The 19,503-nt window shown below is 67.6% G+C and carries 18 protein-coding genes and 1 pseudogene; 7 read left to right on the forward strand and 12 right to left on the reverse strand.

Annotated elements, in window-relative coordinates; genetic code table 11:
- Positions 1-35: 35 nt before the first annotated feature.
- The 10 genes from ACFU53_RS16175 to ACFU53_RS16220 all read right to left on the reverse strand — a co-directional run bounded on the left by ACFU53_RS16175 (position 36) and on the right by ACFU53_RS16220 (position 11,173).
- Positions 36-629, reverse strand: coding sequence for a non-canonical purine NTP pyrophosphatase (locus tag ACFU53_RS16175; protein WP_383991760.1), 594 nt, complete (start codon positions 627-629; stop codon positions 36-38).
- Between the two features lie 675 nt (positions 630-1,304).
- Positions 1,305-1,871, reverse strand: coding sequence for an ATP-binding protein (locus ACFU53_RS16180; protein ID WP_383991763.1), 567 nt, complete (start codon positions 1,869-1,871; stop codon positions 1,305-1,307).
- 288 nt (positions 1,872-2,159) lie between these two features.
- Positions 2,160-3,605, reverse strand: a complete 1,446-nt coding sequence (locus ACFU53_RS16185) for a DUF6177 family protein (RefSeq protein WP_383991766.1) — start codon at positions 3,603-3,605, stop codon at positions 2,160-2,162.
- Positions 3,602-4,468: an immunity 49 family protein gene (locus ACFU53_RS16190; RefSeq protein WP_383991769.1), complete on the reverse strand. Its 867-nt coding sequence runs from the start codon at positions 4,466-4,468 to the stop codon at positions 3,602-3,604. Before ACFU53_RS16190 ends, ACFU53_RS16185 begins: the two co-directional genes overlap by 4 nt.
- A 13-nt stretch (positions 4,469-4,481) precedes the next feature.
- Complete coding sequence (locus tag ACFU53_RS16195) at positions 4,482-5,966, reverse strand: hypothetical protein (RefSeq protein ID WP_383991772.1); 1,485 nt, start codon at positions 5,964-5,966, stop codon at positions 4,482-4,484.
- A gap of 353 nt (positions 5,967-6,319) precedes the next feature.
- The gene (locus ACFU53_RS16200) at positions 6,320-6,988 is read right to left on the reverse strand and encodes a hypothetical protein (RefSeq protein WP_383991775.1); all 669 of its coding nucleotides are present in this window, start codon (positions 6,986-6,988) and stop codon (positions 6,320-6,322) included.
- A complete protein-coding gene (locus ACFU53_RS16205) occupies positions 6,988-7,377 on the reverse strand; it encodes a DUF6507 family protein (protein ID WP_383991777.1) in 390 nt (129 codons plus the stop codon). Before ACFU53_RS16205 ends, ACFU53_RS16200 begins: the two co-directional genes overlap by 1 nt.
- A gap of 962 nt (positions 7,378-8,339) precedes the next feature.
- Entirely contained in the window at positions 8,340-9,002 is a 663-nt protein-coding gene (locus ACFU53_RS16210; protein ID WP_383991780.1) for a hypothetical protein, read from the reverse strand.
- A 140-nt stretch (positions 9,003-9,142) separates the two neighbouring features.
- Positions 9,143-10,666, reverse strand: coding sequence for a recombinase family protein (locus tag ACFU53_RS16215; RefSeq protein ID WP_383991783.1), 1,524 nt, complete (start codon positions 10,664-10,666; stop codon positions 9,143-9,145).
- 84 nt (positions 10,667-10,750) lie between these two features.
- A complete protein-coding gene (locus ACFU53_RS16220) occupies positions 10,751-11,173 on the reverse strand; it encodes a secondary thiamine-phosphate synthase enzyme YjbQ (protein ID WP_383991786.1) in 423 nt (140 codons plus the stop codon).
- Positions 11,174-11,310: 137 nt separating this feature from the next.
- Here ACFU53_RS16220 and ACFU53_RS16225 point away from each other — a divergent pair, with 137 nt between their 5' ends.
- From ACFU53_RS16225 to ACFU53_RS16250, 6 genes and pseudogenes are all read left to right on the forward strand, one after another.
- On the forward strand, positions 11,311-11,394 hold the full coding sequence (locus ACFU53_RS16225) for a putative leader peptide (RefSeq protein WP_383991831.1): 84 nt from the start codon (positions 11,311-11,313) through the stop codon (positions 11,392-11,394).
- A 153-nt stretch (positions 11,395-11,547) separates the two neighbouring features.
- Positions 11,548-12,462, forward strand: a complete 915-nt coding sequence (locus ACFU53_RS16230) for an ABC transporter permease (protein ID WP_383991789.1) — start codon at positions 11,548-11,550, stop codon at positions 12,460-12,462.
- Positions 12,435-13,220, forward strand: coding sequence for an ABC transporter ATP-binding protein (locus tag ACFU53_RS16235; protein ID WP_383991792.1), 786 nt, complete (start codon positions 12,435-12,437; stop codon positions 13,218-13,220). Before ACFU53_RS16230 ends, ACFU53_RS16235 begins: the two co-directional genes overlap by 28 nt.
- A 45-nt stretch (positions 13,221-13,265) precedes the next feature.
- Positions 13,266-14,297: an ABC transporter substrate-binding protein gene (locus ACFU53_RS16240; protein ID WP_383991795.1), complete on the forward strand. Its 1,032-nt coding sequence runs from the start codon at positions 13,266-13,268 to the stop codon at positions 14,295-14,297.
- Between the two features lie 36 nt (positions 14,298-14,333).
- A pseudogene (locus ACFU53_RS16245) lies at positions 14,334-14,936 on the forward strand (LLM class flavin-dependent oxidoreductase); the annotation flags it as partial.
- Between the two features lie 59 nt (positions 14,937-14,995).
- On the forward strand, positions 14,996-16,072 hold the full coding sequence (locus ACFU53_RS16250; RefSeq protein ID WP_383991798.1) for an NAD(P)-binding domain-containing protein: 1,077 nt from the start codon (positions 14,996-14,998) through the stop codon (positions 16,070-16,072).
- 26 nt (positions 16,073-16,098) lie between these two features.
- Here the strand turns inward: ACFU53_RS16250 and mltG are convergent, their stop codons facing one another.
- Both mltG and ACFU53_RS16260 read right to left on the reverse strand, forming a co-directional pair.
- Entirely contained in the window at positions 16,099-16,980 is an 882-nt protein-coding gene (gene mltG / locus ACFU53_RS16255) for an endolytic transglycosylase MltG (protein ID WP_383991800.1), read from the reverse strand.
- A 43-nt stretch (positions 16,981-17,023) separates the two neighbouring features.
- Complete coding sequence (locus tag ACFU53_RS16260; protein WP_383991803.1) at positions 17,024-18,889, reverse strand: ABC transporter ATP-binding protein; 1,866 nt, start codon at positions 18,887-18,889, stop codon at positions 17,024-17,026.
- Between the two features lie 113 nt (positions 18,890-19,002).
- On the opposite strand from ACFU53_RS16260, the gene ACFU53_RS16265 reads away from it, so the two are divergent.
- Positions 19,003-19,458 (forward strand): MarR family winged helix-turn-helix transcriptional regulator, encoded by a 456-nt coding sequence (locus ACFU53_RS16265; RefSeq protein ID WP_383991805.1) that lies wholly within the window; start codon positions 19,003-19,005, stop codon positions 19,456-19,458.
- The last annotated feature ends 45 nt before the right edge of the window (positions 19,459-19,503 follow it).

Below are 19,503 nucleotides of genomic sequence, written 5' to 3' on the forward strand. Positions count from 1 at the left end.
AACAGATCACTGGGTGTTGGGCACCGTCAAATCAGTCATCGGCGCCCAGACAGCCAGGCTCCCATCGCGGCAACCACCGAGTCCGCCCGCCACTCGGCGAACACCTGCTCCTGTTCAGCGGCCGGCAGGGCCGCGAGCGTCGACGTGGCGCCCTCGGGGACGAAGATCGACCACAGATCCGACCAGGACCGCGGCCCATCACCGCGATCGGGGGCAGAGGCGATGCAGCCCGGCTTCCGGGAGTCATCCGCGAAGGTGCGGAGTTCGCCTCGCGCGTCGACGTACACGGCGGCACTCGCGAAGCGGCACGTCCGTTTCTCCGTGAGGTCTGCGAGGTGCGTGAATCCGCCGGGCCCGAAGGCTTCGAGGGCCTGCTTGACCATGGGCCCCGGCCAGCCGCCGAACTCCTCGATGTAGAACCCCGAGTCCTCGACGAACAGCGGTCGCCCGAGGACCGCGAAAGCCTGCCGGGCCTTGTGCTGGGCGATTTCCGCGACGGACGTGGTCTGGATCTCGTCCAGCTCCAACGCCACCTGCTCCACCTCAATGCCCCAAGGCGCGAGATGCTCCTGAGCCGTACGGAACTTGCCCGGATTCCCCGTACACATCGCCACCTTGATACCCGACATGAGCAGTAGACCCTTTCTCGGAGAGCAGCATCCACGTCCCAGGGGGCTAGTTGACGCTGCGAACGCCAGCGCTGCGCTCGGGGACATGACGTGGAAGTGATCATTGTGGACCCGGCCGACGATCCACCGCAGCGACTTCCTGAAGGCGAGAGGCCTCGTGGCCCTGTGGACAAGGCCGAAATGAGCTCGAAGCGACGAAGGAACCGCTCACGGCGCACTCGCGCGGCCGACCCGGGGATGGCGAACGAGTTCCCCCACAGCCAGGCAGCGTCCAGTCCGAGAGGAGCCATTGCCCAGTCTCCCAGTCGAACAGGCAGAACTGCGGGCCTGTCACGTTCGCCCAGGTGAGATCCGCGTGCGTCGGCGCCCGGTTCCGGATCGTCGTGTCGAGGGCGCCCGGAAACACAGGCTGGATGGACTCCGTGACCCGTGCTTGGGTGACGGTCTCGGTGTCCGGCGTAGCGAAGCGCGTCGTGTGGTGGGCGGCAAGCACATCCAGTGAGGTGTTCAGCACCGCCCACCACTCATCCGAAGGAGTCAATGCAGTACCCGGTTTCACGGAGCCCCGGGGAGAAGCCAAGTCTCATCGGCGCGCCACGCCGTCTCAGCTACGTCATTCCAGACGACGCCTCCGAACCAAGCGGTCGACGGGACTGTCGGTGGGCAACGGGGCTGTCAGGCAGCCTGGTGTCGCTTCCCAACACTTGCTGCGCCGAGCGACAACCGCGAGTCGGCCGACGAGCTGGGGCGGGCATGGCACTCAGGCCGTCGCACGTCAGCGTCATCCGTGTGAGGTGAAGGCGGCACATCCACACCCTTGTTCCCCGCGCGCTCAACCGAGGACTCCGGAGCGATCTCAAACCATGTCGTCTTGCCCGTCGCTTCCGATCGCGTCCCCCACGCGTCAGCCAAGGCATTCACGAGCAGCAGGCCCCGACCACTCTCGTCGTCCGGCCCAGCCGCAACAACACTCGGCAAGCAGGCAGCAGCATCCGTGACTTCGACGCGGAGCCGCTCATCAGTCCGCGTCACAGCGACGTCGCACGGAGCATCTGAGTGCAGGACTGCGTTGGCGATCACCTCGCTCGCCAACAGCTCGACGTTCTCCAGCGTTTGGTCCGACAAAAGGAAACCCAAGTCCTGGGCGAGCACGATGACTTGGCGGCGCGCGGCCGGAACAGCGTCGACAGCCGCCGCAACCGTGAATCCGTACTTCGTACGTTCGGGATCGCGACGTGCCATGACGACAACCTCACCTTGGTAGCGGCCTCAGTGAGCAGAAGCCTTCCACCCGGCAAGAGCCGTGTGAGGACAGTCTGTCCATAGCTCCTAATGCAAGACACCTTGACGCTTCGGCGAGTTGTGATACGTGTCCGGCCTAGCCGAGGTGTTGTCCGTCGAGTGAACCGTACCCCTTCGTGTCAACGGCCACTCAGTTCTCCCCGACCGTCGCTGGAACAACAGGGGTATTCCGTCCGAAGTAGATTTTTCGGTCCCGTCACTGCCTACATTGCGCTCGGTCACGCTCACTCATTTCAGCATCAGGCCGATTCGCTCCGCTCCAGGAGTGGCCTTGAGGTGGGTGGTGAGATGTTGGAGCACAGTCCATGCGTCGGCGTCGGTTCCGTCGCCCAAGCGGTAGTAGAGGGCTGGGTGCGTGTGTGTGCCGAGTTGTCGCGGGCGCGGGGCGAGGGGTGGTCTTCGGGCGTGGGTGAGGCCGATGGCGTTGACGTCCCGGGCGCCGAGGGTGAAGGACACCGGGATGGGCGGGGCTTCCAGACGCGGGGTCAGCGTCAGGTCCGCGAGGGCTGCCCGGAGCGTGGTCAGCATCGACACCAGGCCGTGCTCGTCGACCAACGCGGCGGCAAGGGATTCGACGGCGTCCAGAGGGACGTCCGCAGCGGACGTGTATCCGAGGGTGAGCGTGATGTCCTGGGCAACGCTGGCCTTCGTACGCGCTGTGCGGAGTGTGGCGATGGACGGATGATCCGCTGCGCCGATCGCGACCAGGTGGGTCGGAGCAGGTGACCGTTCGCGGGCGAGATCCGTCAACTGGCGCGGTGACCAGGGCAGGTTGACGGGCTCCGATGTACTCCACCCCACCGGCGCCGAGCCCGTCAGATGGCGCCAGGCGGTCTCCAGACCGCGGCCGAGGACCAGGTCGGCGGTGGGGGCGTGGAGCGTGCGGAACGTGAGGGTCAGCTGGCGTTCCGGGGTGGGCTCGGTGAGCTGGGTGAACGCGTCGGCGACCGTGGTGCCGGTCGGGAGAAATGTGCCCTGCTGCCAGGCGAGGGGGACACCGGACAGGCCGTCGTAGTAACCGCCGGCCGGGTCCTGGACTACCCACCGGTTGGGGGCGCCCCGCAGCGCCGTGCGCAGGGGGAGAGTGAGCCGGGCCTGGGGCGGGGTGACCAGGTGCAGCGCTCGGTTGGTGGCGCTCGTAGTGCGGAGTACTTCGGAGAGCCAGGTGGTGAAGGCGAGGACGGGACGGTCGGAGATGACGACCGCCGTGGAGTCGGTCAGGACGTCGACCGAGGGAACGGCGGGAGCGGACGAAGCGACGACGTCCTGTGCGTCTTCGGGCGGCTGCTTCTGCGGGATGGCCACCACGCGTGTCGTACCTGCGGCGCGCGGCCACGCTGTCCCGCCGAGCAGCGTGGTCAGGCGTCCGCACAACGATTCAGCGAGAGCTTCTGCCTCGGGTACCGAGGTCGAGGCGCGGGCCTCGGTCCACCAGTACGGCGGCGGGGGCGCTGACACATCGGGGCCGAGGAGGCGTTCCGCTTCGCCGGGTATGTGGATCAGGAGCGGTGCCTCGACGGAGACCAGCGGACGGCCAACGCTTGTGCACAGCTGAAGGACGCCGCCGTCACCGGTGGAGGTCAGTCCCAGGTCGGGGCCGCCTGCGGAGAGGCCGGCGATCAAGGAGCGGGCGTCCGGCATCTTCGGGGTGAGAGCTATGACGGCTTTGGTCACGTCGGGAACTCGCCCACCCAGGAACGTTCGAGGAGGTGCTTGGGCAGGTACTCGGATTCGACGTCGACCGGGATGTCCGCGTCGAACGCCATGCAGGCGACGGCCAATGGGGCCAGAGCCACCAGGCCCTCGCTGCTCTTCGACCGTGTCGCGTTGTCGGTCCAGTACTCGCGATGCCAGGTGAGTGCTTCCGCCAGAGCTGTGTTGAACGGCTCCGGCTCCTGCCGCTGGTAGCGGTGGAAGATCTCCAGCGGCGGGTAGAGGATTTTCAGCATCAGTTCGGCACTGGCGATGTGGGGAGCGGCGGGGTCCGTCCCATCAATCGCGGCGACCAGGGTACTCCAGGTTTCCGGGCGGCCGAACCAGGCATTCTGCAGGGTCTCCACCCAGGCGTAGATGTACTCGTCGAACTCCACACCTGATGCGCGCAGGAACGAGACGGGCACACGGGCGAGTTGGTCGAGACGCTCGTTCTCCCGGCAGATCACCGCCAAGTAGTACGTGGTGAGCCAGTTGCCGGCGTGCAGATATTCCTGCGGGCCGGTTGCCGGAAGGTTCTTGATCTCACCTTTTCCTCCGATTCGGCATGGGACAGGGCCTTCCGCAGCCGCTCCAGAGATGAACAGGCCCGAACCGACCTGCATCGCGGTGACCCATGCCTCCCACGTCGAAAATTCCTCACCCGAGGGATCCGTCAGGCAGTTCCATTTGGCGACAGTCAGTGAATAGTCCAAGGCATCGAAGCGGTCAAACTCTGACGTTTCAAGTTCAGCAAGTGCTTCGTCGTTGCTTTGGACGATCGGCGCCATGGCTTCGGCCACGTTGTCCACGGGGAAGTCGTGACGGGAAATATGGATGACCACGCCCCTCCCTTTCTCAGTTGATTTTCATGTGTTCGATCACGACGCCAGCATAGAGGGTGCCGTCTGGCTCCTGGACCTTGACCAGGACGTACTGCAACTTCCTGTCCTTCAGCGCCTGTCTGAACTCTCGCGCGAGTTCGGCGTCCCGACCGCCACGTTTCGTCATCTCGCCCAGGATGGTCCGCAGGTACAGATACGTTCCCTGCTTCACTCGCATACCGGCCGCCCCGCCGTCGTCGCTGACGTGCGGTCGCCCAGGATCCTCGGGGTCGGCTCGTCCCTGTCGCCATTGGAGATCGTTTCCCGGCGCCTTGTCCTCAACGATCAGGATCTTGTCGTCCTCAAGCCTGTATGCGCCGTCGAACATGTGGGCCCCGGTGGGCGTCTTGGGGAGGTCGATCTCCTGAGCGTCCGGGAACTCGCGTCGAACGGCGTGGAGCCTGGAGGCGTCCTCACCCAGCTTCTCGGAGATCTTGCTGTTCGGAGGCACGTCTCCGAGCTGTTTTCCATAGGCCTTTTGAGCAGCGGCAAGGGCCTCGCGGTTCGATGTCGAGGGCGTCTCGTCGAAAACCTTCTGCGCGTTCATGAGGTCCATATAGGCGCGACGGTCAGCGGTCCTTCTGTCGAGCCTCGGAAGAACGTCGTCGGGGGCGGTACTCCGCGGCAGCGGCTTCGCACCGAACCGGGTTTCGGACGGACCACTCGGCAGGTCGTGCTTGGCCACGAAGCGCCCTTGCGCATCCTTCGCGAGCTGGGGAAGTTCGACGCCGTCCACCAGTCCGATATGGGGTCTCCTGCGTCCGAGGGTGTCGTAGTGCTTCTTGCGCCACTCCGGGTCTTCGTTGGCCCTCCGGACATGCTCGTCCTGAATGGCCTTGCGCTCGGCAGGAGTCAGCTTCCGCTGTCCTTCGTCACGGGAGCCGTCGCCGTCCGCCCGATCCGCCCGATGCTCATCGGGCCCTGCCGACCGTGTGGCGCGGTCATGCGGCCCGCCATGTCCAGGACCGGAACCGGTTGGGGTCCCCCTGCCCGTTCCCGGACCGTCTCCCGAACCATGCCCGACACCGTTGCCCGGAGCGCGCTCACCCGTCCGGCCCACGTCGGCGACGGAATTCGTCCCCGCGTGAGCGCCGACGAGTTCTGGCTCCCGGGCTCCTGTCACCGGGGCGCGGGACGTGGGGTTGTCCCCGGCGCGGGCGGCGGCCGAGGGCTCGGCCTTGGCCTGGGAGGCGTGCTGGTGAAGGGTGCCGTCGGCGTTGAGGAGGTGGCCCTTGTCGGTGAGGTAGACGACTCTTCCGGTCGCGTCGTCGACGTACGGGATCGCGTTGTCGGGAACCTTGGGCGACCGGAGGGCATCGCCTCGCTCGAGCAGGTCCAGTGTTGCCCCGGAGTCCAGTCTCTTCAATGTGCTGAAGGCGTCACCGACTTTGACGTAGGCGAACTTGCCCGCCTTGCCGACATACGTGAACGGGTCGACGGCCCGGCCGACCTTGCCCACGGCCGACACGGCACGAGCGGCCGCTCCGGTCCGGCCGGCACCGGTGGCCGCCGCGCCCGCCCCTTCGGTTCCCAGCAGGCCCAGGACGTTGAAGCTGACGGCGCCAGCAGCCCGGGCCGGGTTGCTCTCCCACGTGTCCCAGGCGACAAATCCCTTGACGGTCTGCTTGTAGGTGGTGCGGGAATCGCGCAGCCACGAGGGGAGTTTGTCGTCGGGCACCAGCCACCAGGTGCCGAGGGTGGCGCTGGTCAGGAAAGAGGCAGTGCCGAGCTTGGCCAGGCCCGTCCACGCCTCGCCCGCCGCGTCCGAGCCGTCCGCGCCGAACAGGGTGCCCACGCCATGGACCGTGCCCATCACACCGTCGGTCCAGAAACCGTCCCAGACCTGCCCGGACGTGTGCGTGAACCAGTCCCAGCCCTCGTACTCCTGCTCGACAGCCGCGCCCCACGGGTCTCCCCGGCGTGATCGAGGTCCTCGGCGCGATAGCCGTACATGTTCTCGCCGTGCGAACCGTCATCGACGGTGAGCGCGGTACCGCCAACCAGAGCGGTGATCTTGTTGTGGCAGGCACGTTCAGCAGCCTGGAAGGCGGCGACCGTGGAATTCACGTCACGCCACAGGCCGTTGTTGGTGCCGACCTTGTCCTTGTCCTTGCGCCAGTCGTCGTCCCCGGCCAACGAGTCCACGAACGTCCGCGCGTCCGCCTTGAGCGTCGCTAACTTCTCCACCAGCGGCCTGACTTCGACGCCGTACTCGTCCAGCGCCCCGGCGACCTTCTCCAGATCGTCCGCGAACGCGTCCGCCTTCGCCTTCACCGGCTGCGTGGACGAGAACAGGTCATGGGCCTCCGGGGCGCGGTAGAAGGCCGACAAGCCCTGGAAGGCGGTGTGCAGATCCGCGCCCGAAGCCCGGAACTGGCCCGCGTTGGCGTACAGCAGCATCACGTCGACGCCCAGCGTGGGCAGATCCCCGAGGAACTGCGGTATCCCGGAGGGGTCGATCAGGTTCGCCTCGTCGGCCATCACTGACCTTCTGCCGGCACATCGACACCAGGCAGCTCGACCTTCGGCTCCTTGGCCGCTTCACGCTGCGCGTTGGCCGCCAGAGTCAGGTCGCCCTCGACATAATGCCCGGTGGCCTCCGCCGCGCCGCTCAGCGACTTGGACGCCCGCTCGGCGATATAGAGCAGGTCATGGCTCCACTGCTGCAGGAACTCACCCAGCGCCGCGCCCACAACTCCTACGGTGCTGCTGTAGGGGCCGTACTGACTGGTGATCATCCCCGCGGCCGAGGCCGCCTCCTCCAGGTTCCCCTGCATCGCCGAACCCGCCTCCGACAGGTTCTTCCCATGCGTACCCGACGTCTCCAGAACACCGCGCACCCCGACCGGGTCTATGTCCCACCCCGTCACACCGCTCCCCCAACCCCCGTACACGCCAAGAGCCACCCGATGCAGGGCGCCGATTCTTGCCACCGCACCGAGTGTCCCGACAAGACCTACGCCCTATCGATCATCGAACATGCTCTCGCGTGCACCACTGCAAACACAACATCGCACCACGGCAAGAGGCTGGAACCAGTCACTTCGAGCGCGACTCGCCCCCCTTCAGCCGAAGCCGCATCCAGCAGTTGGCCGACACCGGGATGCCTGCAAGCCGCCCCGCCCCTTTCGGCCGCAGCTCGTGCCGAACGGGTAACGCGGCCCGACACAACCGTCAACCCCGAGACCGCGTAGTCCCGCCGAGCCAAGACCGCCCCGATGGCTGCGGCTCAAGCACCATGCACCCGACGGGAGGCCCTCGCAAAGGCCCATCCCAGAGGCCTTGTGCGCGCCCCCGTCCCAGGGACTTTTCAGGGACTTTCAGCTCTGTCCGAGGGACTTCCGAGGGACTTTTCGCCGCCTAACACGGCAAGCTCCTGAAAGATCAGAAAGGGCCTCCGTCGCAGATCAGAGGCCCTTTCCAAGGCAAAGCGGCAGGTAGCGGCAGACGAGTCGGGCTGTACGCCGGATTCAGTCCGACCTGGGATCCAGCCGACATCCTCCACCGACAGGAACGCGCCATTTCCGATCACAAGTTTCACCCCCAACTACTCACGCCTCCTGAACGTCTTGCTGACCCTTAGAGATAGGTGGGGCTGGGTCATTCAAAGGTGTAGGGGCGGCAGTCGAAAATCTGGACTCGGTCCGCGGACGACGCGATCCGTCGGCGCCTCCGAATCTGCTACAAGTTCGCGGTCGACCTCAAGCAACGCCAGGAGGAAGATTTCGCCCTGGGAGGTGAGGATTTCGGAACCAGCATGAACGTCAAGGACGAGGATCAGCTCGAGACAGACTGACAGTACGGTCTCTGCCGGCCGCACTGCGTACATCCATCAAGCTGCCAGATGAAGATCAGCTGGCATTCGGGGAATCAACTTCACGGAATGCGCCTCGGGATACGTAAAGGCGACATCCGCCCCGGACCTGGTCACCAATCGCCGTTCTCGAAGACTCAACACCATCCGCACGACTCCTTCAGCCCCTTCCGTCTCGGTTGACACTGCTTCCAGCGATTCATAGAGCTGCCACGCCGATGAGGCGAACGAGAGATCACCTACCTTCGGAGCAACTGCCAGGCGAAACACAAGAGAGGCATCGGGCCTTGGTCCAGTCCCGACCCGTGCAGCTGCCTTACGTTCGAAAAGATCATCGGGGCACCCACAGAGGTCCCCCGCTCCCCGGCCCGGGGCAAGAAACGTCGAGCCATTGCAGACGTGTGCCAGGCCCAGCTTATTTACCAGAATCAGACGGTTCTCTATATGAGCACTGTCGGCAACATCGACCACGAAGCTTTCTGTGTGCGGCATCTGGACATTGAGGTGCCCATCAGAACCTGCTCGCGACACCGTTCCCTGATACAACTCGGCCACCATCTCGGCAACGTCCCTGCTCTTGGTGATCAAGAGCCAGCCAGGAAGCCCTACTCGCCGACCGCTATGCCACTCATCCGCCACAAGTCCGCCGACAACGTTTTCGCGCCTGGACATCTGCTCCATACCCGGCCCCTCCGACCCCTTGAAGATTCGAGAGTCTCAGAATCCGGCGGATGGTGAGTTTGGCCGCGCCGCCATTCTCAGGTAGGCCTCCAGAGAACGCGCTCGGCCGAAATTTCTAACCGATCGCCGCCCTACGCCTCCTACACGACTCCCGTCAGACCGCGTTCGGGCCCGTGCACCACTCCAGCCACCCAGCGCACCGGCGCAGCAACCGGGAAGAGCGTGACCCTCACGCCGAAGTCCGTGAGCATCTCCTTGCGGGCCTGGACATCCAACGCCTTGTCCCAGCGGTCTCGGACGGTCTCTCCGGTCGCCCGACGCACCATGCCCGGGGCGCGTTGCGGCTCGAGCCCGAGCTTCTCCAGCTCTTGCCCCATGGCGGCGTACCGCTCTCGGAACCAGGCCGCATCGTCAGCATCGTCGTACAGCCCGGCCTCACGGTCAGCGCGCAACCGTTCCCGGCTGGCACGGAGTTCGGCCATACGTTCAGCCACGCCGTTGCCCTCGTCGTAGACCGTCTCGAAGATCATTCCATCGCCGAACTCCTGCAGGAACCATTCTTCGACGTACGCGTCGAGGATGTTCGCGTATATGAGCGGTGCGGGCCTGCACTCCTGCGCGCTCAGCCAGCCCTTGTTCCGCGCGTTGCACACGTACCTCGGCGGCGCATCGGCCGAAGTCTGGGTGTACAGCCGGTTGTGGCACTGCCCGCACAGGGCCATTTCCGTGAGCATGTACGCCCGGTTCGAACGACGGCCGACCCAGGGCGTCTTCCGAGGGATCAGAGCCTGCTTCAGGGCCTCATGCGTCTGGCGGTCCCACAAGCCCTCACACAGGCGTACAGGATTTCCGTCCTTGCCGATGACGGGCTTGCCTGCGTGCATGAGGTAGCCGAGGGTGGCCTCGGAAAGAAGGATGTTCTTCACGCTCGTAGGCTGCCAAGGGTGGCCTCCCGCCGGCTTGCCATACATGACCGCCAGGTGGTCAGCGGGTGAGAGCTCTCCCGCACGAGACAGACGGGCGGCCTCGCTGCTCGGGGTCACACGCTCGGGATCAGCAAGGATGCGGCGAGCGACGGTACGGATCACAGACGAGGCGTGCGGGTGCAGTTCGACGTGATCGATCTTGCCACCCATTACAGTCCGTACGTACTGGAATCCGTAGGAGGGCTTTCCCTTCGGACGCCCCGCCGCCCTCATCTTCTCCGTGGCGCTGCGATTGCGGCGCTGGATGGCGCGCAGTTCCATCTGCGCGCCCCACGCCTCCATGGTGAAGCGGTTCTCGTCGACCTGGTCGTCCAGGTCCCACGGGCTCTCATGGCCGTAAGTGACGAGAAGCTTTCCCTCGTCCCTCATCTTGTAGCCGGTGTTCAGACAATCCACGACGTTGCGGCCGAGGCGGTCGACAGCCGCGGCCACCAGGCCGTTGTATGAACCCCTCTCATCGCGGAGCCAGGGGCCCAGCTGTGGCCTGGTCATCGGGTCGGTGGCGCCTGAGACCTCCCAGTCATCGGCCCAGCCGATGATGTGGCCGCCAACGGAGCCGGCCGCGGTGAGGACGTCCTCACGCTGGCGCTCCGGGGACGACGTCGCAAGCTTCATCCGCGACAGCCGCCGCACGCCGAGCAGGCACTTACCGCATCCGTCGTAGGGGCGTTCGATCATGTTCAGGTCCGTACCGCGCAAGACTTCTCCGTTTCGAACACGCAAGGTACGGAGATTTGGCGGCCACACCCAGGATGATCTTGCTCACCCCAGGAAGCTCAGTCGAACCTGACGGTTGACATTAGAGATGTTGGTGTCCACCAGGCACACCGACTGCCAGGTCCCCAGTTCCAGCCTCCCGGCGATGACCGGCAGTGTGGCGTGGGGCGGGACGATGGCGGGGAGGACGTGGTCGCGGCCGTGGCCGGGGGTGCCGTGGCGGTGCTGCCAACGGTCGTCGGCGGGGAGGAGGGTGTGGAGGGCGGCGAGGAGGTCGTCGTCGCTGCCGGCGCCTGTTTCGATGATGGCAATGCCGGCCGTGGCGTGCGGGACGAAGACGTTGAGGAGACCGTCCCGGCCGGCGGCCGCCTCGCGGAGGAACGCCTCGCAGTCGTGGGTGAGGTCGACGACCCGTTCGCGGGAGCCGGAGGCGACGTTCAGGACTCGGGTGGTGAAGGCATCGGACATGGCTCCATCCTCGCGCACCCCGTGGGCGCCACGCGCGAGCGACCGTCCGGGCCGGTAGCGGCCCACTCGGTGATACACGGCGTCCACTTGGCGAGACACCATTGACCGTGCACAGACCGGCTGGCTAATTTCGCCGCATGTTGCGTTCAGCCCTGCTCACTTCGCGCGGTCACATCGACCTGCTGCGGGTGGCCTCCGCCGCGTGTCGTCGCGGCTGCTGACGCCTCTTCACCTCTCTTTCCCCTCGGCCTGCGAGCCGCCGCACCGCAAGTCTGACCAGCCGGGTCCACTGAGCGATCGGTCGACCGGTGTCCGACGCGGTGGCACCGCACGGCCGCCCCGCCCACCGGCGCTCTCCTCCACGCGGAGCTCTCATGAGCATCAGCCATGCCCCACCCGATTCCAATGAGGCGGATATTCCGGTTATAGCCGATACCGGCAACGGCTCTTCCGGCTCTCCCGGCTGCCTGCGCCCCGGACTCGGACTCGACCTCGAACCCGTCGTCCCCAGTTCCGCCCGCCGCACCCGGGTCCCCCGCTGGCTGCGACGCACCTCCGGGCCCCTCCTGCTGCTTGCGCTCTGGCAACTCCTCAGCACCACCGCCGTGTTGACGGCCGACGTGCTCGCCTCTCCGGGGCGGATCGCGCAGGTGGCGGGGGATCTGATCGCCGACGGCTCGCTGCCCTCGGCGATGGGAACGTCGTTGCAGCGGGTCGCGTTCGGGTTGCTGTTCGGGACGGTCGTGGGCACCGGACTCGCCCTGGTGTCAGGTCTGTTCCGGGTCGGGGAAGACCTCGTGGACGCCAGTGTGCAGATGCTGCGTACCGTGCCGTTTGTCGGTCTGATCCCTCTGTTCATCATCTGGTTCGGCATCGGCGAGGCCCCGAAGATCGCGATCATCACTCTCGGTGTGTCGTTCCCGCTCTATCTGAACGTGTACGCCGGTATCCGCGGCGTCGACTCCCAGTTGATCGAGGCCGGGGAGTCGCTCGGGCTGTCGCGCTGGGGGCTCGTACGGCATGTCGTGCTCCCGGGCGCTCTGCCGGGCGCCATGACCGGCCTGCGGTACTCCCTCGGCATCGCCTGGCTCGCACTCGTCTTCGCCGAACAGATCAACGCGGACGCCGGCATCGGCTTCCTCATGGTGCAGGCCCGGGACTTCCTGCGGACCGACGTGATCGTGGTCTGCCTGATCGTCTACGCCTTCCTCGGCCTGCTCGCCGACTTCATCGTCCGCTCCCTCGAAAGGCTGCTGCTGCAATGGCGACCGACGTTCACCGGCCGGTGACCACGAAGGAGGCCCACCCGGCCCCCGTAACCACCGCGGTTCCTGCCCCCGCCCACGCCGTGCACGTCGAAGGACTCACCCGCTCCTTCGACGGCCGCGCCGTCATCGACGACCTCCGGCTCGACGTCCGGCCGGGCGAGTTCGTGGCCCTGCTCGGCCGCAGCGGCTGCGGCAAGTCGACCCTGCTGCGTATCCTCGCCGGGCTCGACCGCGACATCGAGGGCACCGTCCTGGTGCCACGCCGCAAGGCCGTCGCGTTCCAGGCACCGCGGTTGATGCCGTGGAAGAAGGTGTGGCGGAACGTGCTGCTCGGTCTGCCGGGCAGGCCCGAACGCCCCCTCGCGGAGCGGGCGCTCACGGAGGTCGGCCTGGAGCATCGCTCCGGCGCCTGGCCCAAGACGCTCTCCGGCGGCGAGGCCCAACGCGCCTCCCTGGCCCGAGCGTTGGTCCGCGAACCTGATCTGCTGCTGCTCGACGAGCCGTTCGGCGCCCTCGACGCGCTCACCCGTATCAAGGCACAGCGTCTGGTGGGTGAGTTGTGGCAGCGGCGCGGCTGCGCGGTGCTGCTCGTCACGCACGACGTCGAGGAGGCGGTGCTGCTCGCCGACCGTGTCCTGGTGATGGACGACGGCGTCATCGCGTACGAGACGCCGGTCGACCTGGACCGGCCCCGCGACATCACCGACCCCCGCTTCGCCGAGCTGCGTGGCCTGCTGCTCGAACGGCTGGGCGTCGACACCACCGCCGAAGCCGCCTGAGTTCACCTGAATTCGCCTCATCTGAACCAACCGAACGGATCCCCCATGCGACGACGCCTTCTCGCCCCCGCCCTGTTCCTCCCCCTGGCCCTGCTGCTCTCCGCCTGCGGCGGGAACTCCTCCGCGAGGACCTCGACCGGCGACGGGACCGACGGCAAGGGCTCCCTCACGCTCAACGTCGGTGACCAGAAGGGCGGTTCGGAGGCGATCCTGCGGGCCGCCGGAGAGCTGGACGATCTCGACTACAAGATCAAATGGTCGACGTTCACCTCGGGGCCACCCCTGCTGGAGGCCGTCAACGCCAAGGCCGTGGACATCGGCGGCGTCGGCAACACACCGCCGGTCTTCGCGGCCGGGGCCAAGTCCAGGATCACGGTCGTGGCCGCCTGGCACGGCACGTCCAAGGGCGACGCCGTCCTCGTACCGAACGACTCGAAGCTGACGAAGACCGCGCAGCTCAAGGGCAGGTCCGTCGCCGTGGCGCAGGGTTCGTCCGCGCACTACCAACTGGTTGCGTCCCTGGAGAAGGCCGGGCTGAAGTTCAGCGACGTCAAGGTCAAGTACCTCCAGCCCGCCGACGCGCTCGCCGCGTTCACCTCCGGCAAGGTCGACGCGTGGGCGGTGTGGGACCCGTACACCTCACAGGTGCTCAAGGCGCAGCAGGGGCGCGTTCTGACCACGGGGGACGGGATCACCAACGGACTCACCTTCCAGGTGGCGGCGCCCACCGCGCTCGCGGAGAAGAAGAAGTCCGCCGCCATCAAGGACTACCTGGAGCGGCTGCGGCGCGCCTACACGTGGGTGTACTCCCATGAGGAGGAGTGGGCGAAGGTCTGGGCGAAGGACACCGGGCTGCCCGAGGACGTGGCGCTGGCCGCGGTGAAGCGCACCTACACCACCCGGGTCCCGGTCGCCGTGGACGAGCCGGTCATCGCCTCCGAGCAGCAGATCGCCGACACCTTCACCGAGCTGAAGCTCATCCCGAACAACGTCGACTTCGGCGACTTCACCGACACGCGGTTCAACGGCGACCTCCCGGCGTCGACCACCGCTCCCCGTCCCTCGGAAGGGTCGTGACATGACCGTCCGTCTCCACTCATTCCTGCCGACGAGCAGCTCTTCTTCGGCGGCTCGTCGGCGGCGGCCGGTCGCGGCACGGCACGGCACGCGGATATGTATCTGACGCGGGGCGAGCCTCTGGCGAAGGTCAAGGAGAAAATCGACTGGGATCCGGTCGCTGGCCCAGTGGGAGGGGCGTACGGTCCGGTTCGGCATCCGGCTGCACACCATCTCGCGGGACTCGTCGGCGGAGGCCTGGTCGACGGCGAACCGGCTGCTCGACGACCTCGACGCCGACACGGTTGCGGCCGCAGTCCGCGCTCGGGCGCAGTGAGTCGGTGGGTCAGCGGCGGATGCTCGCCCTGCACGGCGGCTCCCGGGGTGAACTGGAGATCCACCCCGATCTCTGGGCGGGGGTCGGTCTCGTCCGTGGCGGCGCCGGCACCGCGCTCGTCGGCAGCCCTGCCGAGGGTCGCGAACCTGATCGAGGAGTACCACTCGCTGGGCGTCGAGCACTTCGTGCTCTCCGGCTATTCGCATCTGGAGGAGGCGTACTGGTTCGGGGAGGGCGTGATCCCGGAGCTGGCGGCGCGCGGCCTGCTGGCGAACGCCGCCATGACGGCCGGGGCTCCGCTTCTCGTGGCCGGCGGGCGCTGACCTCCAGAGGACGTCCGACGTCCGGGAAGATCCCCGACCTTCTCCCCGTTAGTAGAAGCGTGAACAACACGCGCGAGGTCGAGGTAGTCGTCATAGGCGCCGGTCAGGCAGGTCTGGCCGGCGCCTATCACCTGCGCCGGACCGGTTTCGAGCCGGAGCGCGACTTCGTGGTGCTGGACCACTCCCCCGGCCCGGGCGGCGCCTGGCAGTTCCGCTGGCCGTCGCTGACGTACGGCAAGGTGCACGGGATGCACGCGCTGCCGGGCATGGAACTGGCGGAGGCCGATCCTTCGCGGCCGTCCGCCGAGGTCATCAGGGAGTACTTCGCCACGTACGAACACACCTTCGATCTGCCGGTACGGCGTCCGGTGGACGTCCGCGCAGTGCGAGAGGGCGAGGGCGGGCGGCTGCTCGTGGAGACCTCGGACGGTGTGTGGTCGACACGGGCGCTGATCAACGCGACGGGTACGTGGGACCGGCCGTTCTGGCCGCGCTATCCCGGTCAGGAGACGTTCCGGGGGCGGCAGTTGCACACCGCCCAGTACCCGGGGCCCGAGGAGTTCGCGGGACTGCGGGTGGTCGTGGTGGGCGGGGGCGCGTCCGGGACGCAGCATCTGCTGGAGATCGCGCCGTACGCCTCCGCGACGACATGGGTGACGAGGCGTCCGCCCGTCTTCCGCGAGGGGCCGTTCGACGAGGGGGTGGGGCGGGCGGCCGTCGCCCTGGTGGAGGAGCGGGTGCGCCAGGGGCTGCCGCCGAAGAGTGTCGTGTCGGTGACGGGGCTGCCGCTCAACGACGCGATCCGGCAGGGCATCGCGGACGGCGTCCTGGACCGGCTGCCGATGTTCGACCGGATCACGCCCGACGGCGTGGAGTGGGACGACCGCCGCCGCGTGGACGCCGACGTCATCCTCTGGGCGACCGGCTTCCGCGCCGCCGTCGACCACCTGGCCCCGCTGCGGCTGCGCGAGCCCGGCGGCGGCATCCGCGTCGACGGCACCCGAGCGGTCGCCGACCCACGGATCCACCTGGTCGGCTACGGCCCCTCGGCGAGCACCATCGGCGCCAACCGCGCCGGCCGCGCGGCGGTGCGGGACATCAGGCGACTGCTGGCGAACGAGCCGGCCGCCGCCTGACGTTCCGCGCCGACTCGGCAGGGCCCTCAGCCGACCGCCTGCGAGGGAGGCACGGTACTCGCCCCGGCGGTCGGCGACGGCCTCTTCCGGTTCTGGTTGAACTCGGCGACATTGCGCAGGTGTTCCTGGTAGTCGGCCGTGAAGCGGGTGTCGCCCGGCTTGACCGTGACGAAGTACAGCCAGTCGCCCTGCGTCGGATTGACGGCGGCGCGCATCGCCGCCTCCCCCGGGTTGGCGATCGGCGTGGGCGGCAGGCCCATGCGCCGGTACGAGTTGTAGGGGCTGTCGATCTTCGTGTCGTCGACGGTGGTGTCCAGCGTGGAGCGGTTCAACGCGTAGTTGATGGTGGAGTCCATCTGTAGCGGCATGCCACGCTCCAGGCGGTTGAAGACGACCCGGGCCACCCGGCCCATGTCCTCCTCGGTGGCCGCCTCGGCCTGGATGATGCTCGCGATGGTGACCGCCTGGTAGACGTTCATCGCGTTGCGCTGGGCCCCGGCCGTGACCTGACCGCCGTTGAACCTCTTGTTGGCGGTCTCGACCATGAACGTCAGCAGGGACTCGGGGGTCGACTTCTCCCGCAGGGGGTACGTCGCCGGGAAGAGGTAGCCCTCCGGGTTGCCCTCGGCGTCGGCCGGGAGCATCAGCTTGGCCTTGACCAGGGACTTCTTGGTGGACCCGGCGGGCAGGGCGAGGGCCTTGTCGACGGCTGCGTAGACCTGGCCGGAGCGCCAGCCCTCCGGGATCACCAGGGACGTCGGGCGCCCGGCCTCGCCGTCAACGATCTCCACGCTCAGCAGCGGCACCGCCACGGCGGTGGCCGCCACGACGGCCCCGGTCGCGATGAGGGCGGCCCGGCCCCGGCGCGTCAGTCGCATCTTGCTCCGTGGCGGAGTGTTCATCTGCATGCGGGCACGGTAACCCGCATATCACCTCAAACCCGGCATATCTTCATCTTGTCGGTTCCAGTTTCGGCGCCTCAACCACCTCTCGACCCGGCTTCAGCCGCGCGTCCCGCCGTACGAGCGCCGCGTACCGCCCACCACTCTCCAGCAGTTCCTCGTGCGTACCGCGTTCCACCACGCGGCCTGAGTCGAGTACGACGATCTGGTCGGCTTCCCGGACGGTGGACAGCCGGTGGGCGATGGTGATGGTGGTGCGGTTGGCGGAGAGCGCGTCGATGGCCTGCTGCACCGTGTGCTCGGTACGGGTGTCGAGGGCGCTGGTCGCCTCGTCGAGGATGAGGACCGGCGGATCGCGCAGGATGGTGCGGGCGATGGCCAGCCGCTGCTTCTCACCGCCGGAGAAGCGGTGGCCGCGTTCGCCGACGACCGTGTCGTAGCCGTCGGGCAGGGCCGCGATGTGGTCGTGGATCTGGGCCGCCCGCGCCGCCGCGTGCAGTTCCTCGTCGGTGGCGTCCGGCTTGGCGAAGCGCAGGTTGTCGGCGACCGAGGCGTGGAAGAGGTATGTCTCCTGGGAAACGACTCCGATGCCCCGGGCCAGCGTGTCGAAGTCCAGGTCGCGTACGTCGTGCCCGTCGAGGGTGACCCGGCCGCCCGTGACGTCGTACAGCCTCGGCACGAGGCAGCCGAGCGTGGACTTGCCGGCGCCGGTCGGCCCGACGACGGCCAGGCTGCCGCCGGCCGGGACGGCGAGGTCGATGCCGTCGAGGATCGGGCGCGCCGCGCTGTCGCCGCTCTGGTGGTCGGCGTCTCCGTCGTAGCGGAACTCGACGTTCTCGAAGCGGACTTCGCCCTTGACCTGGTCGAGGTGGACCGGGCGCTCGGGCTCGGTGATGTCGATGGGCAGGTCGAGGTACTCGAAGATGCGCTGGAAGAGGGCGAGCGAGGCCTGGATCTGGACGCCGGTGGAGAGCAGGCTCACGGTCGGCCGGAACAGGTTCTGCTGGAGCGAGACGAAGGCCACGAGCGTGCCGACCGAGACGGACGGGCCGCCGAGCTGGAGCGCGATGCCGGCGGTCCAGTAGATGACGGCGGGCATGGCCGCCATGACGACGGTGATGATGGCCATGCGCCAGCGCCCGGCCATGTTGACCCTGACCTCCAGGTCGACGAGCCCTTCGGACTCCTCGGCGAAGGACTTGGTGAGCGAGTCGGCGCGGCCCATCGTGCGGCCGAGCAGGATGCCGCTGACGGAGAGCGACTCGGTGACCGTCGCGGCCATGGCGGCCATCTGCTTCTGGCGCTGGGTGGTGATCTTCTTGCGCTCGTCGCCGACCCGGCGGCTTATCCACACGAACAGCGGCAGCAGCAGGAGGGTGACCACCGTGAGCCGCCAGTCCAGGGCGACCATGGCGACGACCGTGGCGACCACACTGGTGGTGTTGGAGACCAGGGAGGTCGCCGTGGAGGTGACGGTCGCCTGCATGCCGCCGATGTCGTTGGCGATGCGGGACTGGACCTCGCCGGTGCGGGTCCGGGTGAAGAAGGCGAGCGACATGCGCTGCAGCCGGCCGTAGACGGCGGTGCGCAGATCGTGCATGACGCGCTGGCCGACGGTCGTGGAGATCAGCGTCTGCAGAACGCCGAAGATGCTGGTGAGGACCGCGCTCACGATCATGCCGAGCGCGAGCAGGCTCAGCAGGCCGGTGCGGCCCTCGGGGATCGCGGTGTCGAGGATCTCCTTGAGCAGGAAGGGCGTGGCGACCGACGCGAGCGACGCGGCGCCGACGAGCAGGCCGACGATCACGAGCCGGCCGCGGTAGGGGCGGAAGAGCTTCAGGATGCGGCGTACCTGGCGGGGCTGTTCCTGCGAGTCGCCGGACGGTCCCCAGGCGGGTTCGTGGTCGGGATGCATGGGCTCCTACGGGAGGTGAGGCGGATGGGGAAGGGTGCGCCGAAACGGACTTACGGAGCTTAGCTCATTGTTACCTATGCTCACAATGAACATGGTCCTGATATTGTTCCCGTATGACCAACCCCGACGCCGACGGGCTGCTCGCCGAGCAGTTGCTGCGGCTCACCCGCCGTGTGCACCGCATCCAGAAGCGCCACCTCCAGCAGAGCGGGTTGGAGATCACCCCGGCGCAGTCACGACTGCTGCGTGCCCTCGCGCACTACGACACGCCGCCTCGCATGGCCGATCTGGCGGAGCGGCTGGAGGTCGTGCCCCGGGCCGTGACAACCCTGGTCGACGCGCTGGAGGAGAGCGGCCGGGTGCGCCGGGCGCCCGACCCCACCAACCGGCGAGTGATCCGGATAGAGGTCACGGACGAGGGCCGCAAGGTCCTGCGGGAGCTGCACCATGCGCGACGGTCGGCGGCGGAGGAGATCCTGGCACCGCTTTCGGACGATCAGCGGGGGGTGCTCGGCGGGCTGCTCGACACGCTGTTCGACGGGGCGCCGGCGGCGGAGCGGCGCTGCTGAGCGGTACTGCTGAGCCGGAGGGCGCGTCGGAGGGCGCACGAAAAG

This window comes from Streptomyces sp. NPDC057474, assembly GCF_042802555.1.
In the GTDB taxonomy this organism is placed as follows: Bacteria; Actinomycetota; Actinomycetes; order Streptomycetales; family Streptomycetaceae; genus Streptomyces.

Coding starts and splice junctions, on each gene's coding strand:
- ACFU53_RS16175 (WP_383991760.1), bottom strand. CDS start 629: ATGTCGGGTATCAAGGTGGCGATGTGTACGGGGAATCCGGGCAAGTTC.
- ACFU53_RS16180 (WP_383991763.1), bottom strand. CDS start 1,871: ATGGCACGTCGCGATCCCGAACGTACGAAGTACGGATTCACGGTTGCG.
- ACFU53_RS16200 (WP_383991775.1), bottom strand. CDS start 6,988: ATGGCCGACGAGGCGAACCTGATCGACCCCTCCGGGATACCGCAGTTC.
- ACFU53_RS16210 (WP_383991780.1), bottom strand. CDS start 9,002: ATGGAGCAGATGTCCAGGCGCGAAAACGTTGTCGGCGGACTTGTGGCG.
- ACFU53_RS16215 (WP_383991783.1), bottom strand. CDS start 10,666: ATGATCGAACGCCCCTACGACGGATGCGGTAAGTGCCTGCTCGGCGTG.
- ACFU53_RS16220 (WP_383991786.1), bottom strand. CDS start 11,173: ATGTCCGATGCCTTCACCACCCGAGTCCTGAACGTCGCCTCCGGCTCC.
- ACFU53_RS16225 (WP_383991831.1), top strand. CDS start 11,311: ATGTTGCGTTCAGCCCTGCTCACTTCGCGCGGTCACATCGACCTGCTG.
- ACFU53_RS16230 (WP_383991789.1), top strand. CDS start 11,548: ATGAGCATCAGCCATGCCCCACCCGATTCCAATGAGGCGGATATTCCG.
- ACFU53_RS16235 (WP_383991792.1), top strand. CDS start 12,435: ATGGCGACCGACGTTCACCGGCCGGTGACCACGAAGGAGGCCCACCCG.
- ACFU53_RS16240 (WP_383991795.1), top strand. CDS start 13,266: ATGCGACGACGCCTTCTCGCCCCCGCCCTGTTCCTCCCCCTGGCCCTG.
- mltG (WP_383991800.1), bottom strand. CDS start 16,980: ATGCAGATGAACACTCCGCCACGGAGCAAGATGCGACTGACGCGCCGG.
- ACFU53_RS16260 (WP_383991803.1), bottom strand. CDS start 18,889: ATGCATCCCGACCACGAACCCGCCTGGGGACCGTCCGGCGACTCGCAG.
- ACFU53_RS16265 (WP_383991805.1), top strand. CDS start 19,003: ATGACCAACCCCGACGCCGACGGGCTGCTCGCCGAGCAGTTGCTGCGG.